The organism is Dehalobacter sp., assembly GCA_023667845.1.
Lineage (GTDB): Bacteria > Bacillota > Desulfitobacteriia > Desulfitobacteriales > Syntrophobotulaceae > Dehalobacter.
Genome location: JAMPIU010000206.1, coordinates 59107 through 75556 on the forward strand (window position 1 = coordinate 59107; position 16450 = coordinate 75556).

The following is a 16450-nucleotide window of genomic DNA, read 5'->3' on the forward strand; positions in this document are numbered from 1 at the left end:
CACCTCCATGCTTACTTGGATTTATGAAATTTCTCCATAATTCCGGTCTGACTGAGCAGAGATTTTGCGGTATCCGAAGGTTGAGCTCCCTGAGTCAACCATTCCAGCGCTTTGATCTCATCTATCTTGATTTCATGAGGATTTTTGGTAGGATCATAATACCCAATTTCCTCAATTGCTCTGCCATCACGGCGGGATGCTGAGTCGCATACTACAAGACGGTAGAAAGGATTTTTCTTTGCACCCATGCGGCGCAAACGAATCGTTGTTGCCATAATTTCACCTCCTCCAACAAACTCTAAGAATATATTCAACAACATAAATGTTATTTGGGAATCGCCAATAATTCTAAGGTATATTCCAATTATTTGAAATTGACACTATATCTGGAAAGGAAATTTGGGGAAAGACTTCTTGCCTTGTTTTTTCCCTTTTTTCCCTTTCTTCGCACCGCCTTTGGCGGCTCCTCCCATCCCTGGGAGCCCGGAAAGCTGTTTCATCATTTTCTTGGTTTGTTCATATTGCTTAAGAAGCCTTCCAACATCGACAACCGTTGTTCCGCTCCCTTTCGCTATCCTTTTTTTACGGGAGTCCTTGATTAGGATCGGTTTTCTTCTTTCATCCGCTGTCATCGAGCAGATGATGGCTTCCGCCTTGTAGAACTCTTTCTCATCGATCTGGACGCCTTTCATCTGCTTGCCGATTCCAGGCAGCATTTCCAGCACAGACGACAAAGGACCCATCGAGCGCAACTGTTTGATCTGGTCAAGATAGTCATCCAGCGTAAGCTCTTGTTTGCGGATTTTCTCTTCCAGTTCCCTGGCTTTTTTCTCGTCGACATTCTGCTGGGCTCTCTCGATCAGGGTCAGCACATCGCCCATACCTAAAATCCTGGACGCGATCCGGTCAGGGTGAAAAACTTCCAAAGCATCTATTTTTTCGCCGGTTCCGGCAAATTTGATTGGGCAGCCGGTCACTGCTTTGACGGAAAGCGCTGCACCGCCGCGGGTATCCCCGTCAAGCTTGGAAAGAATAACGCCGTCAAGTCCGAGCTGTTGGTGAAAAGCATCGGCAGCATTTACTGCATCCTGACCTGTCATGGCATCGACGACCAACAATATTTCATGCGGTTTGACATTTCCTTTGATCCTGGACAGTTCATCCATGAGTTCTTCATTAATATGCAGCCGTCCGGCAGTATCAATGATGACGACATCATTGCCATTTTTTCTCGAAAATACCAGACTCTCGGAAGCGATCTTCACGGGATTTTCCTGACCGAGAGAAAAAACCGGAACCTTGATCTGTTCCCCTAAAACTTCCAGCTGTTTAATTGCAGCAGGACGATAGATGTCACAGGCGACCAGCAGCGGGTGTTTCCCCTGCTTTTTCAGCATATTGGCGAGCTTGGCACCATGGGTGGTTTTTCCGGCTCCCTGCAGTCCCACCAGCATAATAATTGTCGGTGGTTTGGAGGAAATCGATATTTTGCTTTCACTCCCACCCATCAGACGGATAATCTCTTCGTGGACAATTTTTATCACATGCTGCCCGGGAGTAAGGGATTCTAGTACTTCCTGACCTACAGACCTCTCCTTGATCCGGGCAATCAGTTCTTTGACAACCTTGAAATTGACGTCTGCTTCAAGCAGCGCAATTCTAACTTCACGCAGGGCCTCTGTAACATCGGCTTCGGTTAATTTACCTTTTCCTCTAAGTCTTTTGAAAGTAGCCTGGAGTTTTTCGCTTAGACCCTCAAACATTGCCATCCCGGCGTCCCTTCTTTCCCCATCGTATTTTTATTCGCTATTCGAGCGTATCTGCGATAATCTCTTTGATCCGCATATTTATATCCAACTGACGTTTCCAGGCAGATCCGCTGGAGAAATCTTCTTTTTTTACTTCTTCCAGCAGGGATTCTATGCGGTGGAATTTATCTCTTTCCTGGATAAATCGGAAAATGAGTCCAAGCTTGTGCTCATATCCCTCCAGAATCTTTTCAGTTCTTTTGAGTAAATCATAAACCGCCTGGCGGCTGATGCCTTCTTCGGCAGCAATCTCAGACAGTGAGTAATCCTGCTGATAGTACAAATCCCATATTTTTCCTTGCTTTTCTGTCAGCAAGGGGCCATAAAAATCAAATAACAAGGCTTTTTCAGCAATTTCTTTCATTTTGATATTCCGGCCTCACCGTAAAGTATTTTTGCTTTACATCTTTTGTATTTTATCCAAAAATACTTTCGTTGTCAAGTTTTTTACTGCGTGTTGGATTGGGATTGGCAAGTCAGAATAATAAGAAATTTGTAAATCATTGTCTAGTTTTAGCATTCTTAAAGCTACTCACTTCATTTATTATTATGAGTATAATTGACTATATAATAAATGTATTTACATTTTTATGTATAAATCGCTATTTTTCCGTGGTAATATATTACATATATTTCAGAAAATCAAAAAAATTTCCGATAATATTATGGATAAATACTGTACGGAGAAATAAATATGAAAGTAACAAAGAATAAGACACTAATTTTTGTTTTCATTGCTGTTTATTATCTTTTTTACCTTACTGCGACCATTAACCAATCCAATTTTTGGGGGAATATTCTCTCGCCGATTGGTGCCCTGATATCATTTTCTCTGCTTTTGTATGCCTATTTTAAGCCAAACCAGCCAAAGTATGTCCGTTACATCTGGCTGTCTTTTTCTTTTGCTTCCCTTTCCTGGGCAGTCGGTGACTTCATGTGGGACTATTCTGTTTGGGTGCTTGGGATTGATCCAATAGATGATTTGTATATTGCGACCCTGTATTTTGGCACCAATTTTTTTCTTTCGATCGGTTCTGTCATCTTTGCCCTAAACCGCTTCAGAAGATGGAATGCCCTACAGCTGCTGATTGACAGTCTGACGATGTCCGTTTCCATTCTGCTGTTGATTTGGGTCATTTACCTTGATGCGCACTATGAGAACCTTTACCTTATTTCCAAAGGCGGCTGGACTTTATCTATGAGCATCCTTCTCGATATTGGAATGATGACCGGTATATCCATCTGGTTTTTCTCAATCCGGGCCGGAAATATCGCCCCCTCCGTCCGACTTTCATCAGGCTCCGTTTTTGCCTTCGCTTTGCTCGACTTGATCTATTATTATCTCTATCTCCATGATCTTTATATTCCGAATTCAGTGATTGATTCGATTTATATGGCAAGCTTGCTTGGTATTGCGCTCAGTGCGCTTATAACGCCCCAGAATATAACAGCAGAGGCTGATGATCTCACGCTATATGGGGATTATTCTAACGAAGGTTACAGAAATCAGGGGTTACTTTTATTGGTCGGGCCTATTATCATTCTGTTTTTTGTTGGATTCAATATTCAAAGCTTATTGATTTTTTTCATTATTATCTTTCTTCATGGAATATTGAGCAATCATATTCAGAATTCCATCAAAGACCAGCGTCTCTTAACAAGAGAAAAAGAGCTGAATGCCGAACTTGAAAAACGTATTGATGAACGTACACGGGAGCTTTCGGAAAAAGCCAGAGAACTCGAGAAAAAAAACCGCCAGCTACATTGTCTCTCCAGTCAAGATATCGTAACGAAGCTTTACAACCGCCGCTTCTTTCTGGAAGCTGTGCAGGAAAAAATCAAAAACTGCCAGGACGATAATATTCTCGTCCTGTTATTTCTTGATATTGACCGGTTCAAAACGATCAATGATGTTTATGGCCATATTATCGGAGATAAACTGATCATTGCACTTTCCAAGCGTCTCCAGAAATTTACCGATCCTGAACATGACCTGCTGGCCCGCTTCGGCGGTGATGAATTTGTGCTGGCGTTCCATGGCAAATATCATAACGGCGATATTGAGAAGCTGGCCCAAGGTATCATCGCCATCTGTACAGAGCCAATCCAGCTCAGTAAATATACATTCCACATAACGATCAGTGTCGGGATCTCCATTTACCCGCATGATGCTTCAAGTCTTGACGCCCTGATCCAGAATTCCGATATAGCGATGTATGAGGCCAAGAAAATAGGGTTCAATAAATACGTCTTTTTCAATGAGCAAATCAATGCGATCCTCCAACGGAATCTAAAGCTTGAAATTTTATTGAGAAAGGCGATCTATGATAAAGAATTTTCACTTCATTACCAGCCCCAGTTCAGCATACCGGATAACAGTCTTATCGGAATTGAAGCACTGCTCCGCTGGAATAGTCCGGCTGAAGGTTCAATTCCTCCGAACGAATTCATTTCGATTGCAGAGGAGACAGACCTGATTATTCCGCTTGGAAAATGGGTGATGAACAGGGCGATCCGCCAAATTGCCGAATGGAACAACCGTTATCAGACCACTCTGAAAATGGGCATCAACGTTTCGATCAAACAGCTGAATCATAAAGAATTTGGTGAAATGGTCAAATCAGCAATCAAATTCTATGCTGTTCCTCCGGAATGGATTGATATGGAGATCACTGAAAGCATAGCAATCGAAGAAGCCTATGATATTCACGGGATTATCAAAACGATCAGGGATATCGGAATTTCTATCTCGATTGATGACTTTGGAACCGGCTATTCCTCTCTAAATCATTTGAAGATGTTTCCATTTGACCGCATAAAATTTGCCAAACTCTCCATTGATCATATTGTCAATGATGAGTTTGACAAAGAAATTGTGCGTTCGATTATTGTGCTGGCGAATTTTATGAAAATTAAAACCATCGCCGAAGGCGTTGAAACTGCAGCCCAATACGAAGTGTTGAAAGAATTGGGCTGTGATCAGATTCAAGGCTACTATCTGGGCAAGCCCATGCCGGCTAAAGAGTTCGAAAAAGCCTTTTTTAGCTTACCCCAACAGTTCCTTTTAGAAAATTCTCCAGTAAATTCTTCAATAATTTCTTTATAAAATTTTACAGAATTCCCCTTGTTTAACCAGGTCGGCAGGATAGCGAAAAGCTCAGACTTCAGACGCTATTCTCCTGGCTCTTTTTTCTGCTTCGCGGCAGATTTTCTGTTCGTCAAGTGTCAGCAGTCTCCTGTCTTCCATCAGGATCTTTCCGTCGACGATTACCGTTCTGACATCCCCGCCCCTGGCACAGTAAACCAGATGTGAAGGTATCGAGAACCTCGGATAGAAATGCGGCTGATCAAAGTCAATCGAAATCATATCCGCTTTATAGCCGGGCTGAAGTTTACCTAGATCCTTCAATCCTGCCACAGTTGCCCCTCCGGCCGTCGCCATTTTCAGAACTTCATAGGCTTTGAGGTCTTCAGGAGAGCCAACCAGTTTTTGCTGAAAGGAAGCCGAACGCATTTCCCCAAACATATCAAGATCATTATTGCTGGAAGTACCGTCTGTTCCGAGTCCGACAGCAATCCCCCGCTTAAGCATTTCCGGAATCCGTGCTGTTCCGCTGCTCAGCTTCATATTGCTTTCCGGGTTATGGGCAACCCCTACGTTATACTTTTTAAGGATATCCAGTTCGGCATCATTCAGGTAAACACAATGGGCAGCAATCATTTGTCCTCCCAATATACCCTGTTGTTCCAGCCAGCAGAGCGGCGTTGTTCCATATCTCTCCCTGATCGTAGCGAGTTCGGATTCTGTCTCCGCGAGATGGATATGGATGCCGGCTCCTAACCTGTCGGCCTCCTGTTTTACAGTCAGCAGAAATTCTTCTGAACAGGTATACGGGGCATGCGGGCCAAACATAATCTTAATTCGTCCGTCCCCAGCGTTATGATACTTCCGGAATAATTCAATATTTTCCTGCAGTGATCTGTTGCCGGCTTCTTTATTGTGATCAATCATGCCGCGGGACAGCAGTGCTCTAGTCCCTGATTCCAAAACTGCCCTGGCCGTTTCTTGTTCACTGATATACATATCCGTCATGGTCGTCGTACCGGAACGGAGCATCTCACAAAGAGCAAGCGAACTCCCCCAGTAGATATCTTCCGGTGTCATTTTATCTTCAAAAGGCCAGACCTTTTCCTGCAGCCAGGGCATAAGCGGCATATCATCGGCATAGCCGCGCAGCAGTGTCATTGCAGCATGCGTGTGCGTGTTAATAAGTCCGGGCATCACGACATGGTTCGTTAAATCCAGGACTCTGTCTGGATTAAAACCCGCCGGGGCTGTTCCTCTCTCCCCGACAGAAACAATACGGTCCCCGTCTATCGCAATTTCTCCCTGCAGGTAGAAATCCTGTGCATCGGTCATCGGTAAAATCATCGCTCTGATTAGATACCTGGACATTGGGTTACCTTCTTTCTCTTCTATATCATTTGACGCCTGTTTGCAGAAAAAAACGGCTTAAATGAACCTGTACAAAAATCCATTTGAGCCGAACGTTTTTTCTATTTCGTATTATCTTACCAGCATCTTCACCATATTTACAGAATAGGGCGGGGATATGATCCCTTTTTCCGTAATAATCCCGGTAATATATTTTGCCGACGTAATATCAAAAGCGGGATTGTACACACTGACTTCATCGGGAACAATCCTTACATCCATGATTTTCCGAACTTCCTGATCGTCCCGCTCTTCTACAGGGATCTCGTCCCCGCCAGATATTTTCAAATCAATGGTCGTTGTCGGTGCCGCCACATAAAACGGAATTTGATGAGCAGCAGCCAGCACGGCCAGCGAATAGGTTCCTATCTTGTTGGCCGTATCGCCGTTGGCGGCAATACGGTCCGCCCCTACGATAACCATATCGACTTTCCCCTGCTGCATCAGATAGCCGGCCATATTATCCGTAATCAACGTTAACGGGATCTGATCCTGAAGGAGCTCCCAGGCCGTTAATCTGGCCCCCTGTAAAAGGGGTCTCGTTTCGCCTGCAAAGACATGAATCTTTTTCCCGGAATCATGTGCAGTCCTAATAATCCCCAGGGCTGTCCCAAATTCAACCGTAGCAAGACTGCCTGTATTGCAGTGCGTCAGGATATTTGCTTTTTCCGGAATCAGCGTGTTGCCGTATTCCCCAATACGTTTGTTCATTCTGCGGTCATCTTCGGCAATTTCATTCGCTTCATTGATTAAAGCTGCCCGAATATTTCCAATATCATTCATATTCAGAAATTCTCTGAATTTATCTTCCATTTTTCTAAGTGCCCAAAAAAGGTTTACAGCAGTTGGACGTGTTCCTTCCAAAACGGTCCGAACCTCACCCATATAATCTTTAAAGTCTTCACCGCTTCCGCGGTATTCGGCAGCCCCCAGCGCAAAGCCGTAGGCTGCAGCCGCCCCGATTGCTGGAGCTCCGCGAACTTCCATATTTTTTATTGCCTCTGCCATTTCTTTATAAGAATGTATTTCGCGGTATTGTTCGACAAACGGCAATTTCGTCTGATCGAGTATCAACAAATGATCTCCCTGCCATTGAAGCGCTTTCACACGATTTCCGCCTTTCTTAAGAAAACTTGGCTGGTGTCAACCTTTAAAATAAGCCTGCTTCTTTGCTTCCGGTAGTACAGTAACACCGCTGGTCATGATCCATGATCTTACAGGTGCTTTCCACCAATGCTGCCACAGTTTTGCTCAACAAGTCCATAGTAGCGATTACTTCGGCATGTGTCAATGGGTCTTTTTTAATGCCCGCAGCCTGATTGGTTACGAGGGCCATGGTCGCATAGCACATTCCAAGTTCCCTGGCCAATACCACTTCCGGAACTCCGGTCATTCCTACCAGGTGCCCGCCCAGCATCCGGAACATGTTTATTTCCGCCGGAGTTTCAAAACGGGGGCCTTCGGTACAGACATAGACCCCACCGTTTTTTACATTTAAGCCGGATCTTACTGCACCTTCTATGATATGATTACGCACATCGGGACAGTAAGGTTCCGAAACATCGACATGCAAAACCCCCTGTTCCCCATCCTCAAAAAAAGTCGCCGCACGGCTTTTCGTAAAATCGAGAAACTGGTCCGGCAAGACAATATCACCGATTCGATAAGCTTCAGATATGGAGCCTACTGCACCTGTGGCCAGAATCTTTTTCACGCCTATTTTTTTGAGGGCCCAAATATTGGCCCGGTAATTAATCAGGTGAGGCGGGCAGGTATGCTTTGCACCATGTCTTTTTAAAAACACCATTCCAATCCCGCTGATGAACCCTTCAGCCAGCTGAACAAAACCATACGGCGTTTCAACTGTCTTCTCGATCCTATCGTCAAGCGTCAGATTTTCAATTCCGGTACCGCCAATCAGTGCAAAATCCAAGACTACTCCTCCTCAGAACGGTCAAACAGTGCCCGGGCAAATTCCCTCGGTTCAAAAGGCCTTAAATCTTCTGCCCCTTCACCGATTCCAATCAATTTTACCGGAATATCCGCTTCATTGCGGATCCCCAGGATTACGCCGCCTTTAGCCGTACCGTCCAGCTTGGTGAGTATGATCCCTGTTATATCGACTGCTTCCTTGAAAAGCTTCACCTGCTGGATAGCATTCTGTCCGGTCGTCGCATCGAGCACCAGCAGCACCTCGTGCGGGGCATCCGGAACTTCACGCTCGACCACCTTTTTGATCTTGGTCAATTCTTTCATCAGATTCACTTTATTGTGCAGTCTTCCGGCAGTATCGATCAAGAGGACATCTGCATTCCGGGATCTTGCCGCATGAAGCGCATCAAAAGCCACCGCAGCAGGATCAGCCCCCTCCGACTGTTTGATAACCTCTGTCCCGGACCGTTCTCCCCATACTTCCAATTGTTCGATCGCTGCTGCTCGGAAAGTATCCCCTGCCGCCAGCAAAACGTTTTTGCCTTGGCCCTGCAGATTTTTGGCCAGCTTGCCAATCGTGGTCGTTTTTCCTACACCGTTGACACCAACGACCAGATAGACGGTGGGCTTGGAAGCCGCAAAAGACAAGGGACTCTCTTCGCCCAATAGCGCAGTAATATGTTCCTGCAGTGTATTCCTCAGCACGGAGCGGTCATTAATTTTTTGTTCTTTGACGGATGCACGCAGCATTTCAACCAATTTCAGCGTGGTATTGACACCCACATCTGATTGAAGCAGAATCTCTTCCAATTCTTCATAAAGATCTTCATCAATTTTGCCTGAGCCGGTAAAGAGCTGTTCAACTTTGCCGACAAAACCTTCCCTGGTTTTGGTCAAACGCTCTTTAAGTCTGGAAAATATTCCCGCCACTTCATCTTCTCCTATCAAAGCAATATTTGCACAACTGAAATTTTAGCACACTCGGTTAATTCTAACAACTCGGTCCATTCGACCAACCCCGAGGCTGGAACATACATTCTGAAATTTATTTACAAGCTATTAAATTAATCTTGGGTAAGTCTGGGGGCCACAATACCGCTTTTCGGCCGTTGTGCCATCCATGGCACAAAAGGCCGCGCTTCGCAATCCTGCTCCGCTCACAGCGGAACTGTGGCCCCCAGACTGATCATAGGCTTATTCAAGCATGTCTGCATGCCAGAATTTTGGACGTTTTACTAGTTCAGCGACTCCAAAGCAACATTAGCTTCAAAAGAATCACTCACTCCAAATTAAGTCTCCGTGATGGATAACCGCTTTCGGCAGATTGCGCACTCCATGCTCCGCTTGACGCTGGCTATCCATTACGGAGACGTAATATGGAGCAATTGAAAGTTTTTAAGCTATCATTGTTTGGTGTCGTCGAACTAGTAAAACGTTCTAAAATATCCACACAGAAAATGCTCTGCATGCTAGAATGCAACTCATACGACTCCAAAGCAACGCTAGCTTAAAAACCTTTGACCCACTCCAGATTAGGTCTCCGTAATGGATGACCAGCGTCAAGCGGAGCATGGAGTGCGCAGCGCGGCCTTTTGCGTCAAGGAGGACGCAACGGCCGAAAGCGGCCATCCATTATGGAGACTAACCCAAGCAAAAATACTTTTAGATAGCCGGAGCCTCTATTCTGTCTTCGAGCTCGACAGTCAAAAGCTTCGATACGCCCGATTCTTCCATAGTGATTCCATACAGCCTGTCCGCGGATTCCATGGTTCCCCTGCGGTGCGAAATAATGATAAACTGCGTATGTTTGGATAGTTTGCGCAGATACTGCACAAATCTTTTGACGTTGACTTCATCCAGTGCCGCCTCAATCTCATCCAGGAGGCAAAACGGACTCGGTTTGACTTTCAGGAACGCAAACAGCAGGGCAATCGCCGTAAAGGACCTCTCCCCACCTGACAGAAGCGATAGGAGCTGTGCCCTTTTGCCCGGGGGCTGGGCCATGATCCTGACTCCGGTCTCCAGAAGATTGTTCGGATCATCCAGTAACAATTCAGCTTGTCCGCCGTTGAAAAGCTGTTTAAATACTTCTTTGAACGCTTCATTGACGGCCGTGAAACCTTCCTGAAAACGTTCGATCATACTCTTGTCTAGTTCCCCGATCAGCTCCTGAAGTGTCCTTCCGGCCTCATCCAGATCATTTTTCTGGGTGGACAGGAATTCAAATCGTTTCAGCGTTTCCGGGTATTCCTCAAGGGCTGTATAATTTACGGGTCCAAGTTCTTCAATTTTTTGTTTGTAAAAAGCAATCTTCTCCTGTAAAGCGTCTTTCTTTTCAGGCGAAAGATAGCTTAACGCGTCTTTCCAGGCCAAGTGGTATTCTTCCTGAAGGCGGTCATTTCCAGATTCCCATTCACCCTGCCAGCGGGCAATCCTGAGCTCATTCTGGTGAATCTGCTGTTCCATGTCCCTGGCCTGACTCCGCAGCATCTGAATATCCTGTTCCTGCTTGAGATTATTCGCTGAGAAAGATTCTTTTTCCCTGCGCAGTTCGACAAGCTTGAATTTCTGGGCATTAATTTGGACCGTGTATTCCTGAACACTATTTTCCTGTTGTTCCTTGCCGGAATACAGTTCCTGCTCAGCCTGTTGAAGCCCGACGATCTCCTTGTCCTTTTCTGAGATCAGGTCCCTGTTAAGCAGAATCCGCTCATTTTCCTCAGTGATCTGCTGAATGATCTGGTTAGACTCCTGCTCCGATCTGGCAGCCTCGACTTTGGCCGCAGTAATTTTTTCCGAAAGCTCCTGCGCCTCTGAAGTTTTTTCTTTCAGCAGTTGTTCCTGCTCGGTCTGCTCTGACTGCAGAGCCAGAATCTTCTGTTCTGTTTCGTTCAGCAAGTGTCCGGTTTCTTCATATTTGGCAGCAAATCCTGTCAGTTCATTGCGGACTTCATCCAGTTCATACCGGATGACCCGGAGATCCTGTTCCAGCCGGTTCATTCTTTCCTCGTGGTGTTTGCTGTCCACATCGATGATATCTTTAGCCCCATTAATTTTCAGCAATTCCATATCAATGGTTTCTTTCGCTTCCCCGAGGCCTTCCATCTCTTTCTTTATGGCAGTGTATCGCTGCTTCTTTTCTTCCAGTTCGGCCTGCATGTCCTTAGTCTTCAGAGACAGTTCTTCAATCTCTCTTGCTCTGCTTAAGAGGCCGCTGCTTTGAGATCTCGTGCTTCCGCCGGTAAGCGACCCGCCGATGTTGACTTGGTCACCCAAGAGCGTTACTACCCTGACCCGGTATTGGTTAGCTTTAGCCAGCTCAATCGCAGAATTCAGATTGTCTGCAACCAGAATTCTTCCAAGCAGCGACTCCATGATATCTTTAAAACGCGGCTCAAACTTGACCAGATCAACCGCCAGCCCTTGAAAACCGTGATGCCGTCTTGTTTTGTCATCAAGTGACTGCCTCGTTCCGCGGATTGCATCCAAAGGCAGGAAAGTGGCCCGGCCACTGTTCGTCTTTTTCAAGTACTCAATACATTTTTTCCCGTCCTCGGTTTTTTCCACAATAATGTTCTGCAGAGAACTCCCCAAAGCGGTTTCCACTGCAAGCTCATATTTGGCCTCTACTTCGATATTGTCAGCCACTGTACCGAATATAGTCTCACAGGTAATTTGGCCTTTCCGGTAAGCCAGGACTGTCTCCTTGACGCCCCTGTTATACCCCTCCAGACTGTCCTGGAGTGTATGGAGGGCATGAAGTCTCGCCCCGGTCTGGTCAATTTTACGTTGAAACTCCGAGCACGCAGTCTCAGCATTTTGTTGTTCCAACCTGTTGTTTTGGATCGTCTTCCTGATATTTTCTATTTTTCCCAGAAGTTCGACCTCTCTGGCTTCCAGTTTTTGTTTTTCCTCGATTTGGGCAGTAATTTCCTGAAGCACAGATTCCTTCTCTGCTTCTTTGGCTTTGATGTTTCGGGTATATTGTTTCTCTTGTTGAAGAAGAGCTTCTTTCTTTTGATTAATTTCAGCAATTTCACTAGCAAGTTTGCTCTTGTTGGAGAGTTCTTCAAAGATTTCCGTTTTCAGCTCTTCCAGACGTGCTTCCCCGCTTAATTTCCGAAGCTCTTCCAGCTGTTGTTCTTTCTCTTTTAGATCCCTAGCTGCATTTTGGAGGATTTCCTGCAGAAGCGTTTGCTTTGCAGTAAGGTTTTCCTTCTTTTCAACGGATGCGGCCAGCGTTTCCTGTGCAGCCGCCAGTTCTTTTTGCAGGCGCCCAAATTGTTCCTGGATATAGCCGCTTCTCTCGGAAAGCAAGGATAATTCGTGTTCTGCTTCGTTCATTTTATTTTCAAGAGCGTATATTTCCCCCTGCAGGTCTTGAACGCGTTGCTCCAATTGATTCAGTTCGTACCTGCCGCGTACGCTCAGGTTTTCTTCTTCATTGACCCTAGTTGTCAGCGCCGTAAATTCCTGACGAAGCGTCTCTTCGGAGGTCTGGGCATTGGTCAGCTTACTGTGTATATCAGAAAGTTCATTAACGATTAAATTAATCTCGAGCTTTTCCAGCCCTGAGATTAATTCCTTGCTTGTTCTGGCTGTTTCGGCCTGTTCGGCTAACGGCTCAATTCTGGCTTCGACTTCGGCGATAATATCGCTGAGACGATCGACATTTTGCCGGGTATCCTCAAGTTTTCTCAAAGCTTCTCTCTTGCGCAGGCGGAACTTACTGATGCCGGCGACTTCCTCGATCAGCAGACGCCTTTCATCAGATTTCAGATTCAGAATCTCTTCAATCCTGCCCTGTCCGATAATTGAAAATCCTTCTTTTCCCGAGCCGGTATCAAGGAAAAGTTCCTGGATATCTTTTAACCTGCAAGGTGTCCGGTTGATAAAATACTGCGCTTCTCCATCCCGATAAACCCGGCGGGTAATGACAACTTCCTCATAATCCAGCGGAAAGAGACCTGAAGCATTATCAAAGAGCAGAGATACTTCCGCCATCCCTACAGGCCTGCGGGACGAGCTTCCGGAAAAAATGACATCTTCCATTTTGCTTCCGCGGAGACTCTTGGCACTTTGTTCACCAAGCACCCAACGTACGGCATCGGCAACATTGCTCTTACCGCTGCCGTTTGGTCCAATAATGACGCTCATGCCCGGCTGCAGGTCAATTTTTGTTTTATCTGCAAAAGACTTAAATCCCTGAATATGAATCGATTTGAGAAATAATTCTGCGTCCATTCCAGGTATCACCAATTTATACCTCCCATGCTTTCAGCGCAAAATGGGCTGCCTGCTGCTCTGCTTCTTTTTTAGTCTTACCGATTCCTTTTCCCTGCAGTTCACCTTGAAGATAGACCCCTGCCGTAAATCGTTTATCGTGGTCGGGTCCTGTCTCTTCAATGATCCTGTAGCAAACCTCATATTCCTTCTTTTGCGCTTTTTCCTGAAGCATGGTTTTGAAATCTCCATAATTTCCTTCGTTAAGTTCCAGAATCTCCGGAACAAGCATGTCGAGTATGAATTTACGAACTTTTTCAAAGCCATACTGCAAATAAATCGCTCCAATGACTGCCTCCAGCGCATCGGCAATGATGGACGGCCTGTCCCTGCCGCCAGAGGACTGTTCCCCTTTACCCAGAAAGAGCGCCTGGCCCAAGTTAATACTGCGGGCTTTTCTAGCCAGCGTCGTTTCATTGACGACTGCAGCCCTCATTTTGGTAAGCTCACCTTCAGGCTTATCCGGATAGTTCTGATAGAGATACTCGCCAATGATAAAATCCAAAACGGCATCGCCTAGAAACTCCAGCCGCTGATTATTCTCCAGCCCGCTGTTGGGATTTTCAAAAGTAAAAGAAGGATGCGTCAGCGCTGTAAAAATCAGTTCGCTTTGCAGGTTTTCCAATCCTAACTGGCTGATAAAGGATTCAACTTCTCCCGTTTGTTCAAGGTATTTATTCCGGGAGCTCTTATGGAAATACGCGCGGCGGTTTCTTTTGGCCATATATTGCTCCTTTCATCCTAAATGAGTTAAAAGCCCCGTAGTAGCCTAACTACGGGGCCTTGGAACTAGGCTTATTGGTTCTCTTGCACATACTTCACAACGTCAGCAATGGACTGAATATTTTCCACCTCTTCATCGGCAATATCAAGGTTGAATTCCTCTTCAAGTGCCATAACAAGCTCAACAATGTCCAGAGAATCTGCGTTTAAAGCTTGGAAAGTCGTGGTAGGAGTAATTTCATCTTCGCCTACTCCCAGTTGATCAATAACAATTGCTTTTACCTTTTCGTATACATCCATTTATGCCACCCCCTCTCAGGTAGTTTTATTTCTTACCCTATTATTCTGAGCAGTAAAGCCTTTTATTCAGAATTGTACCAGTATTTATCAATAATGCAAGCAACTTTTTCATGACAGCAACCTATTTTTGCGTATTTTTTTCTAAACCATCGACGATTTTTTCGATAATTTTTCCTTCGATACACTCTTTGGCTACACGAACAGCATTAAAAATAGCATTTTCTTTGGAACTTCCGTGACAGATAATACTTGTACCGTTCACGCCGAGAAGCGGGGCCCCACCGTACTCAGAATAATCCAGCATGTGTGCAATTTCTTTTAATCCGGGTTTAACCAGTATTGCTCCTATCTTCCTGGTAGTGCCAGCTGTAATTTTCTGCTTAATCAGCTGGAAAAGCGATGACGACATTCCTTCAATGGTTTTTAGTACAATGTTGCCGACAAAAGCATCACAGACAATGACATCTGCAGTCCCATAGGGAATGTCCCTGCCTTCAATATTTCCGGCAAAATTCAGGGAAGATTGTTTCAGCAAGTCATAAGCAGACTGAACAAGTTCGTTCCCTTTGCCCTCTTCACTGCCGATATTCAGCAAGGCCACCTTGGGACTTTTAAGTCCCAGAATCTTTTCGGCGTAGATACTTCCCATCATCGCATATTGCAGAAGGTTCTCCGGTTTGGCATCCGGATTGGCACCGACATCGAGCAGCAGCTTTCCGCCTTGAAGCGTCGGCAGAACCGTGCAGATCGCAGGCCGGTTGATTCCTTTAATTCTGCCTAAGCCCAGCAAAGCTGAAGCCATCTGTGCTCCGGTGCTGCCTGCTGACACCAGAGCATCCGCATATCCTTCCTTCACGAGTCTCGTGGCGACAACAATAGAGGCATCTTTCTTCTTCTTAATCGCGGCGGCCGGATGTTCATCCATCTCAATGACTTCGGAACATTCATAAATCTCAATCGTGCTTTTTAAGTCTTCAGGTATATGTAAGTCTATCTTGTCTTTCTGTCCGACAAGGATGATCTGGATATCCGGAAGAATCTTGGCCGCTTTTAAGGCGCCTTTGACAATCTCTCCGGGCGCATGATCTCCGCCCATGGCATCAACGGCGATTTTCATCCACGACATACCCTCTTTCTCTCATTATATACAGAAAACTTGGCTGACGCCAAGCTTTGATCTGTTTTTTTGAGTACTCTAACTTATTATTCACCCATAGAGATGACTTCTTTGCCATTGTAATAGCCGCAGTTCGCACAAATATGATGCTGAAGCTTCTGTTGATGGCACTGGGGGCATTCCACAAGATTAGGAACGGACAACTTATCCATTGCTCTGCGCCTGCGGACTCTAGATTTGGATTGTTTATTTTGATGAACACCCATTGATATTACACCCCCTTATTCCATTTGGATAATATTTCTAAGCGAGGATCAATATCCTCAGTGGAGCACGAACAAGGATTCGTATTGCGGTCAGCGCCACATTTCAGACAGAGACCCCTGCAGTCTTCAGAACATAAGAACTTTAAAGGAATCTGCAGCAGTATATGTTCTACAATCCTGTCGTCAATCGGGAATTCGTCCTTTTCAAAAACCAGCATGCTGTCGTCTTCGGCTTCAGAAGCAAATTCCGCCGGGACCCATTCGTCTTCAAAAACAATCTTCAGATTATACGAAAATTCTTTCAGACATCTGGAACAACTAGCAGCAATCACAGACGATATTTTCCCATTCGCCAAGAGTGATTTGCCGACATTTTCAGCTTTTAATTCCACTTCAAGCGGGGATAAGAAACGATAAGACTCATTTCCAAGCTGCAAAGGCGGAAAATTTTCCTCATGAAAACTAAAGGTTTTTGACCCACCCTCGGCCCGCCTTACTTGAAAAACATTGACGATCACCAGCAATC

The 16450-nt window shown here is 45.4% G+C and carries 14 protein-coding genes; 1 reads left to right on the top strand and 13 read right to left on the bottom strand.

The genetic code is table 11. The annotated features are described in order from the left end of the window. Positions 1 to 11 precede the first annotated feature (11 nt). From rpsP to NC238_16790, 3 genes are all read right to left on the bottom strand, one after another. The gene (gene rpsP / locus NC238_16780) at positions 12 to 275 is read right to left on the bottom strand and encodes a 30S ribosomal protein S16 (protein ID MCM1567565.1); all 264 of its coding nucleotides are present in this window, start codon (positions 273 to 275) and stop codon (positions 12 to 14) included. Between the two features lie 105 nt (positions 276 to 380). After that, positions 381 to 1763 carry a signal recognition particle protein gene (ffh, locus tag NC238_16785; GenBank protein MCM1567566.1) on the bottom strand — a complete coding sequence of 461 codons (1383 nt, stop codon included), beginning with the start codon at positions 1761 to 1763 and terminating at the stop codon, positions 381 to 383. A 43-nt stretch (positions 1764 to 1806) separates the two neighbouring features. Continuing rightward, a complete protein-coding gene (locus NC238_16790) occupies positions 1807 to 2172 on the bottom strand; it encodes a YlxM family DNA-binding protein (GenBank protein MCM1567567.1) in 366 nt (121 codons plus the stop codon). A gap of 330 nt (positions 2173 to 2502) precedes the next feature. On the opposite strand from NC238_16790, the gene NC238_16795 reads away from it, so the two are divergent. After that, the gene (locus NC238_16795; GenBank protein ID MCM1567568.1) at positions 2503 to 4914 is read left to right on the top strand and encodes an EAL domain-containing protein; all 2412 of its coding nucleotides are present in this window, start codon (positions 2503 to 2505) and stop codon (positions 4912 to 4914) included. A 51-nt stretch (positions 4915 to 4965) separates the two neighbouring features. On the opposite strand, the gene NC238_16800 is transcribed toward NC238_16795, so the two are convergent. The 10 genes from NC238_16800 to NC238_16845 all read right to left on the bottom strand — a co-directional run bounded on the left by NC238_16800 (position 4966) and on the right by NC238_16845 (position 16442). Then, positions 4966 to 6264 carry an amidohydrolase gene (locus NC238_16800; GenBank protein ID MCM1567569.1) on the bottom strand — a complete coding sequence of 433 codons (1299 nt, stop codon included), beginning with the start codon at positions 6262 to 6264 and terminating at the stop codon, positions 4966 to 4968. 111 nt (positions 6265 to 6375) lie between these two features. Then, the gene (gene mtnA / locus NC238_16805) at positions 6376 to 7410 is read right to left on the bottom strand and encodes an S-methyl-5-thioribose-1-phosphate isomerase (protein ID MCM1567570.1); all 1035 of its coding nucleotides are present in this window, start codon (positions 7408 to 7410) and stop codon (positions 6376 to 6378) included. A 43-nt stretch (positions 7411 to 7453) separates the two neighbouring features. Next, on the bottom strand, positions 7454 to 8236 hold the full coding sequence (gene mtnP, locus NC238_16810; protein MCM1567571.1) for an S-methyl-5'-thioadenosine phosphorylase: 783 nt from the start codon (positions 8234 to 8236) through the stop codon (positions 7454 to 7456). A gap of 2 nt (positions 8237 to 8238) precedes the next feature. Continuing rightward, on the bottom strand, positions 8239 to 9165 hold the full coding sequence (gene ftsY, locus NC238_16815; GenBank protein MCM1567572.1) for a signal recognition particle-docking protein FtsY: 927 nt from the start codon (positions 9163 to 9165) through the stop codon (positions 8239 to 8241). 732 nt (positions 9166 to 9897) lie between these two features. Continuing rightward, positions 9898 to 13491, bottom strand: coding sequence for a chromosome segregation protein SMC (gene smc / locus NC238_16820; protein MCM1567573.1), 3594 nt, complete (start codon positions 13489 to 13491; stop codon positions 9898 to 9900). Positions 13492 to 13495: 4 nt separating this feature from the next. Then, positions 13496 to 14242 carry a ribonuclease III gene (rnc, locus tag NC238_16825; GenBank protein MCM1567574.1) on the bottom strand — a complete coding sequence of 249 codons (747 nt, stop codon included), beginning with the start codon at positions 14240 to 14242 and terminating at the stop codon, positions 13496 to 13498. 71 nt (positions 14243 to 14313) lie between these two features. Then, entirely contained in the window at positions 14314 to 14541 is a 228-nt protein-coding gene (acpP, locus tag NC238_16830; protein ID MCM1567575.1) for an acyl carrier protein, read from the bottom strand. Between the two features lie 121 nt (positions 14542 to 14662). Further along, a complete protein-coding gene (gene plsX, locus NC238_16835) occupies positions 14663 to 15658 on the bottom strand; it encodes a phosphate acyltransferase PlsX (GenBank protein MCM1567576.1) in 996 nt (331 codons plus the stop codon). A gap of 86 nt (positions 15659 to 15744) precedes the next feature. Beyond that, positions 15745 to 15924, bottom strand: a complete 180-nt coding sequence (rpmF, locus tag NC238_16840) for a 50S ribosomal protein L32 (protein ID MCM1567577.1) — start codon at positions 15922 to 15924, stop codon at positions 15745 to 15747. Between the two features lie 5 nt (positions 15925 to 15929). After that, complete coding sequence (locus tag NC238_16845) at positions 15930 to 16442, bottom strand: DUF177 domain-containing protein (GenBank protein ID MCM1567578.1); 513 nt, start codon at positions 16440 to 16442, stop codon at positions 15930 to 15932. Positions 16443 to 16450 lie beyond the last annotated feature (8 nt).

Bases quoted from the DNA above. Each gene is read 5' to 3' on its own strand.
- plsX (MCM1567576.1), bottom strand. From the start codon at position 15,658: ATGAAAATCGCCGTTGATGCCATGGGCGGAGATCATGCGCCCGGAGAG.
- rpmF (MCM1567577.1), bottom strand. From the start codon at position 15,924: ATGGGTGTTCATCAAAATAAACAATCCAAATCTAGAGTCCGCAGGCGC.
- NC238_16790 (MCM1567567.1), bottom strand. From the start codon at position 2,172: ATGAAAGAAATTGCTGAAAAAGCCTTGTTATTTGATTTTTATGGCCCC.
- rnc (MCM1567574.1), bottom strand. From the start codon at position 14,242: ATGGCCAAAAGAAACCGCCGCGCGTATTTCCATAAGAGCTCCCGGAAT.
- acpP (MCM1567575.1), bottom strand. From the start codon at position 14,541: ATGGATGTATACGAAAAGGTAAAAGCAATTGTTATTGATCAACTGGGA.
- rpsP (MCM1567565.1), bottom strand. From the start codon at position 275: ATGGCAACAACGATTCGTTTGCGCCGCATGGGTGCAAAGAAAAATCCT.
- ffh (MCM1567566.1), bottom strand. From the start codon at position 1,763: ATGTTTGAGGGTCTAAGCGAAAAACTCCAGGCTACTTTCAAAAGACTT.
- NC238_16795 (MCM1567568.1), top strand. From the start codon at position 2,503: ATGAAAGTAACAAAGAATAAGACACTAATTTTTGTTTTCATTGCTGTT.
- NC238_16800 (MCM1567569.1), bottom strand. From the start codon at position 6,264: ATGTCCAGGTATCTAATCAGAGCGATGATTTTACCGATGACCGATGCA.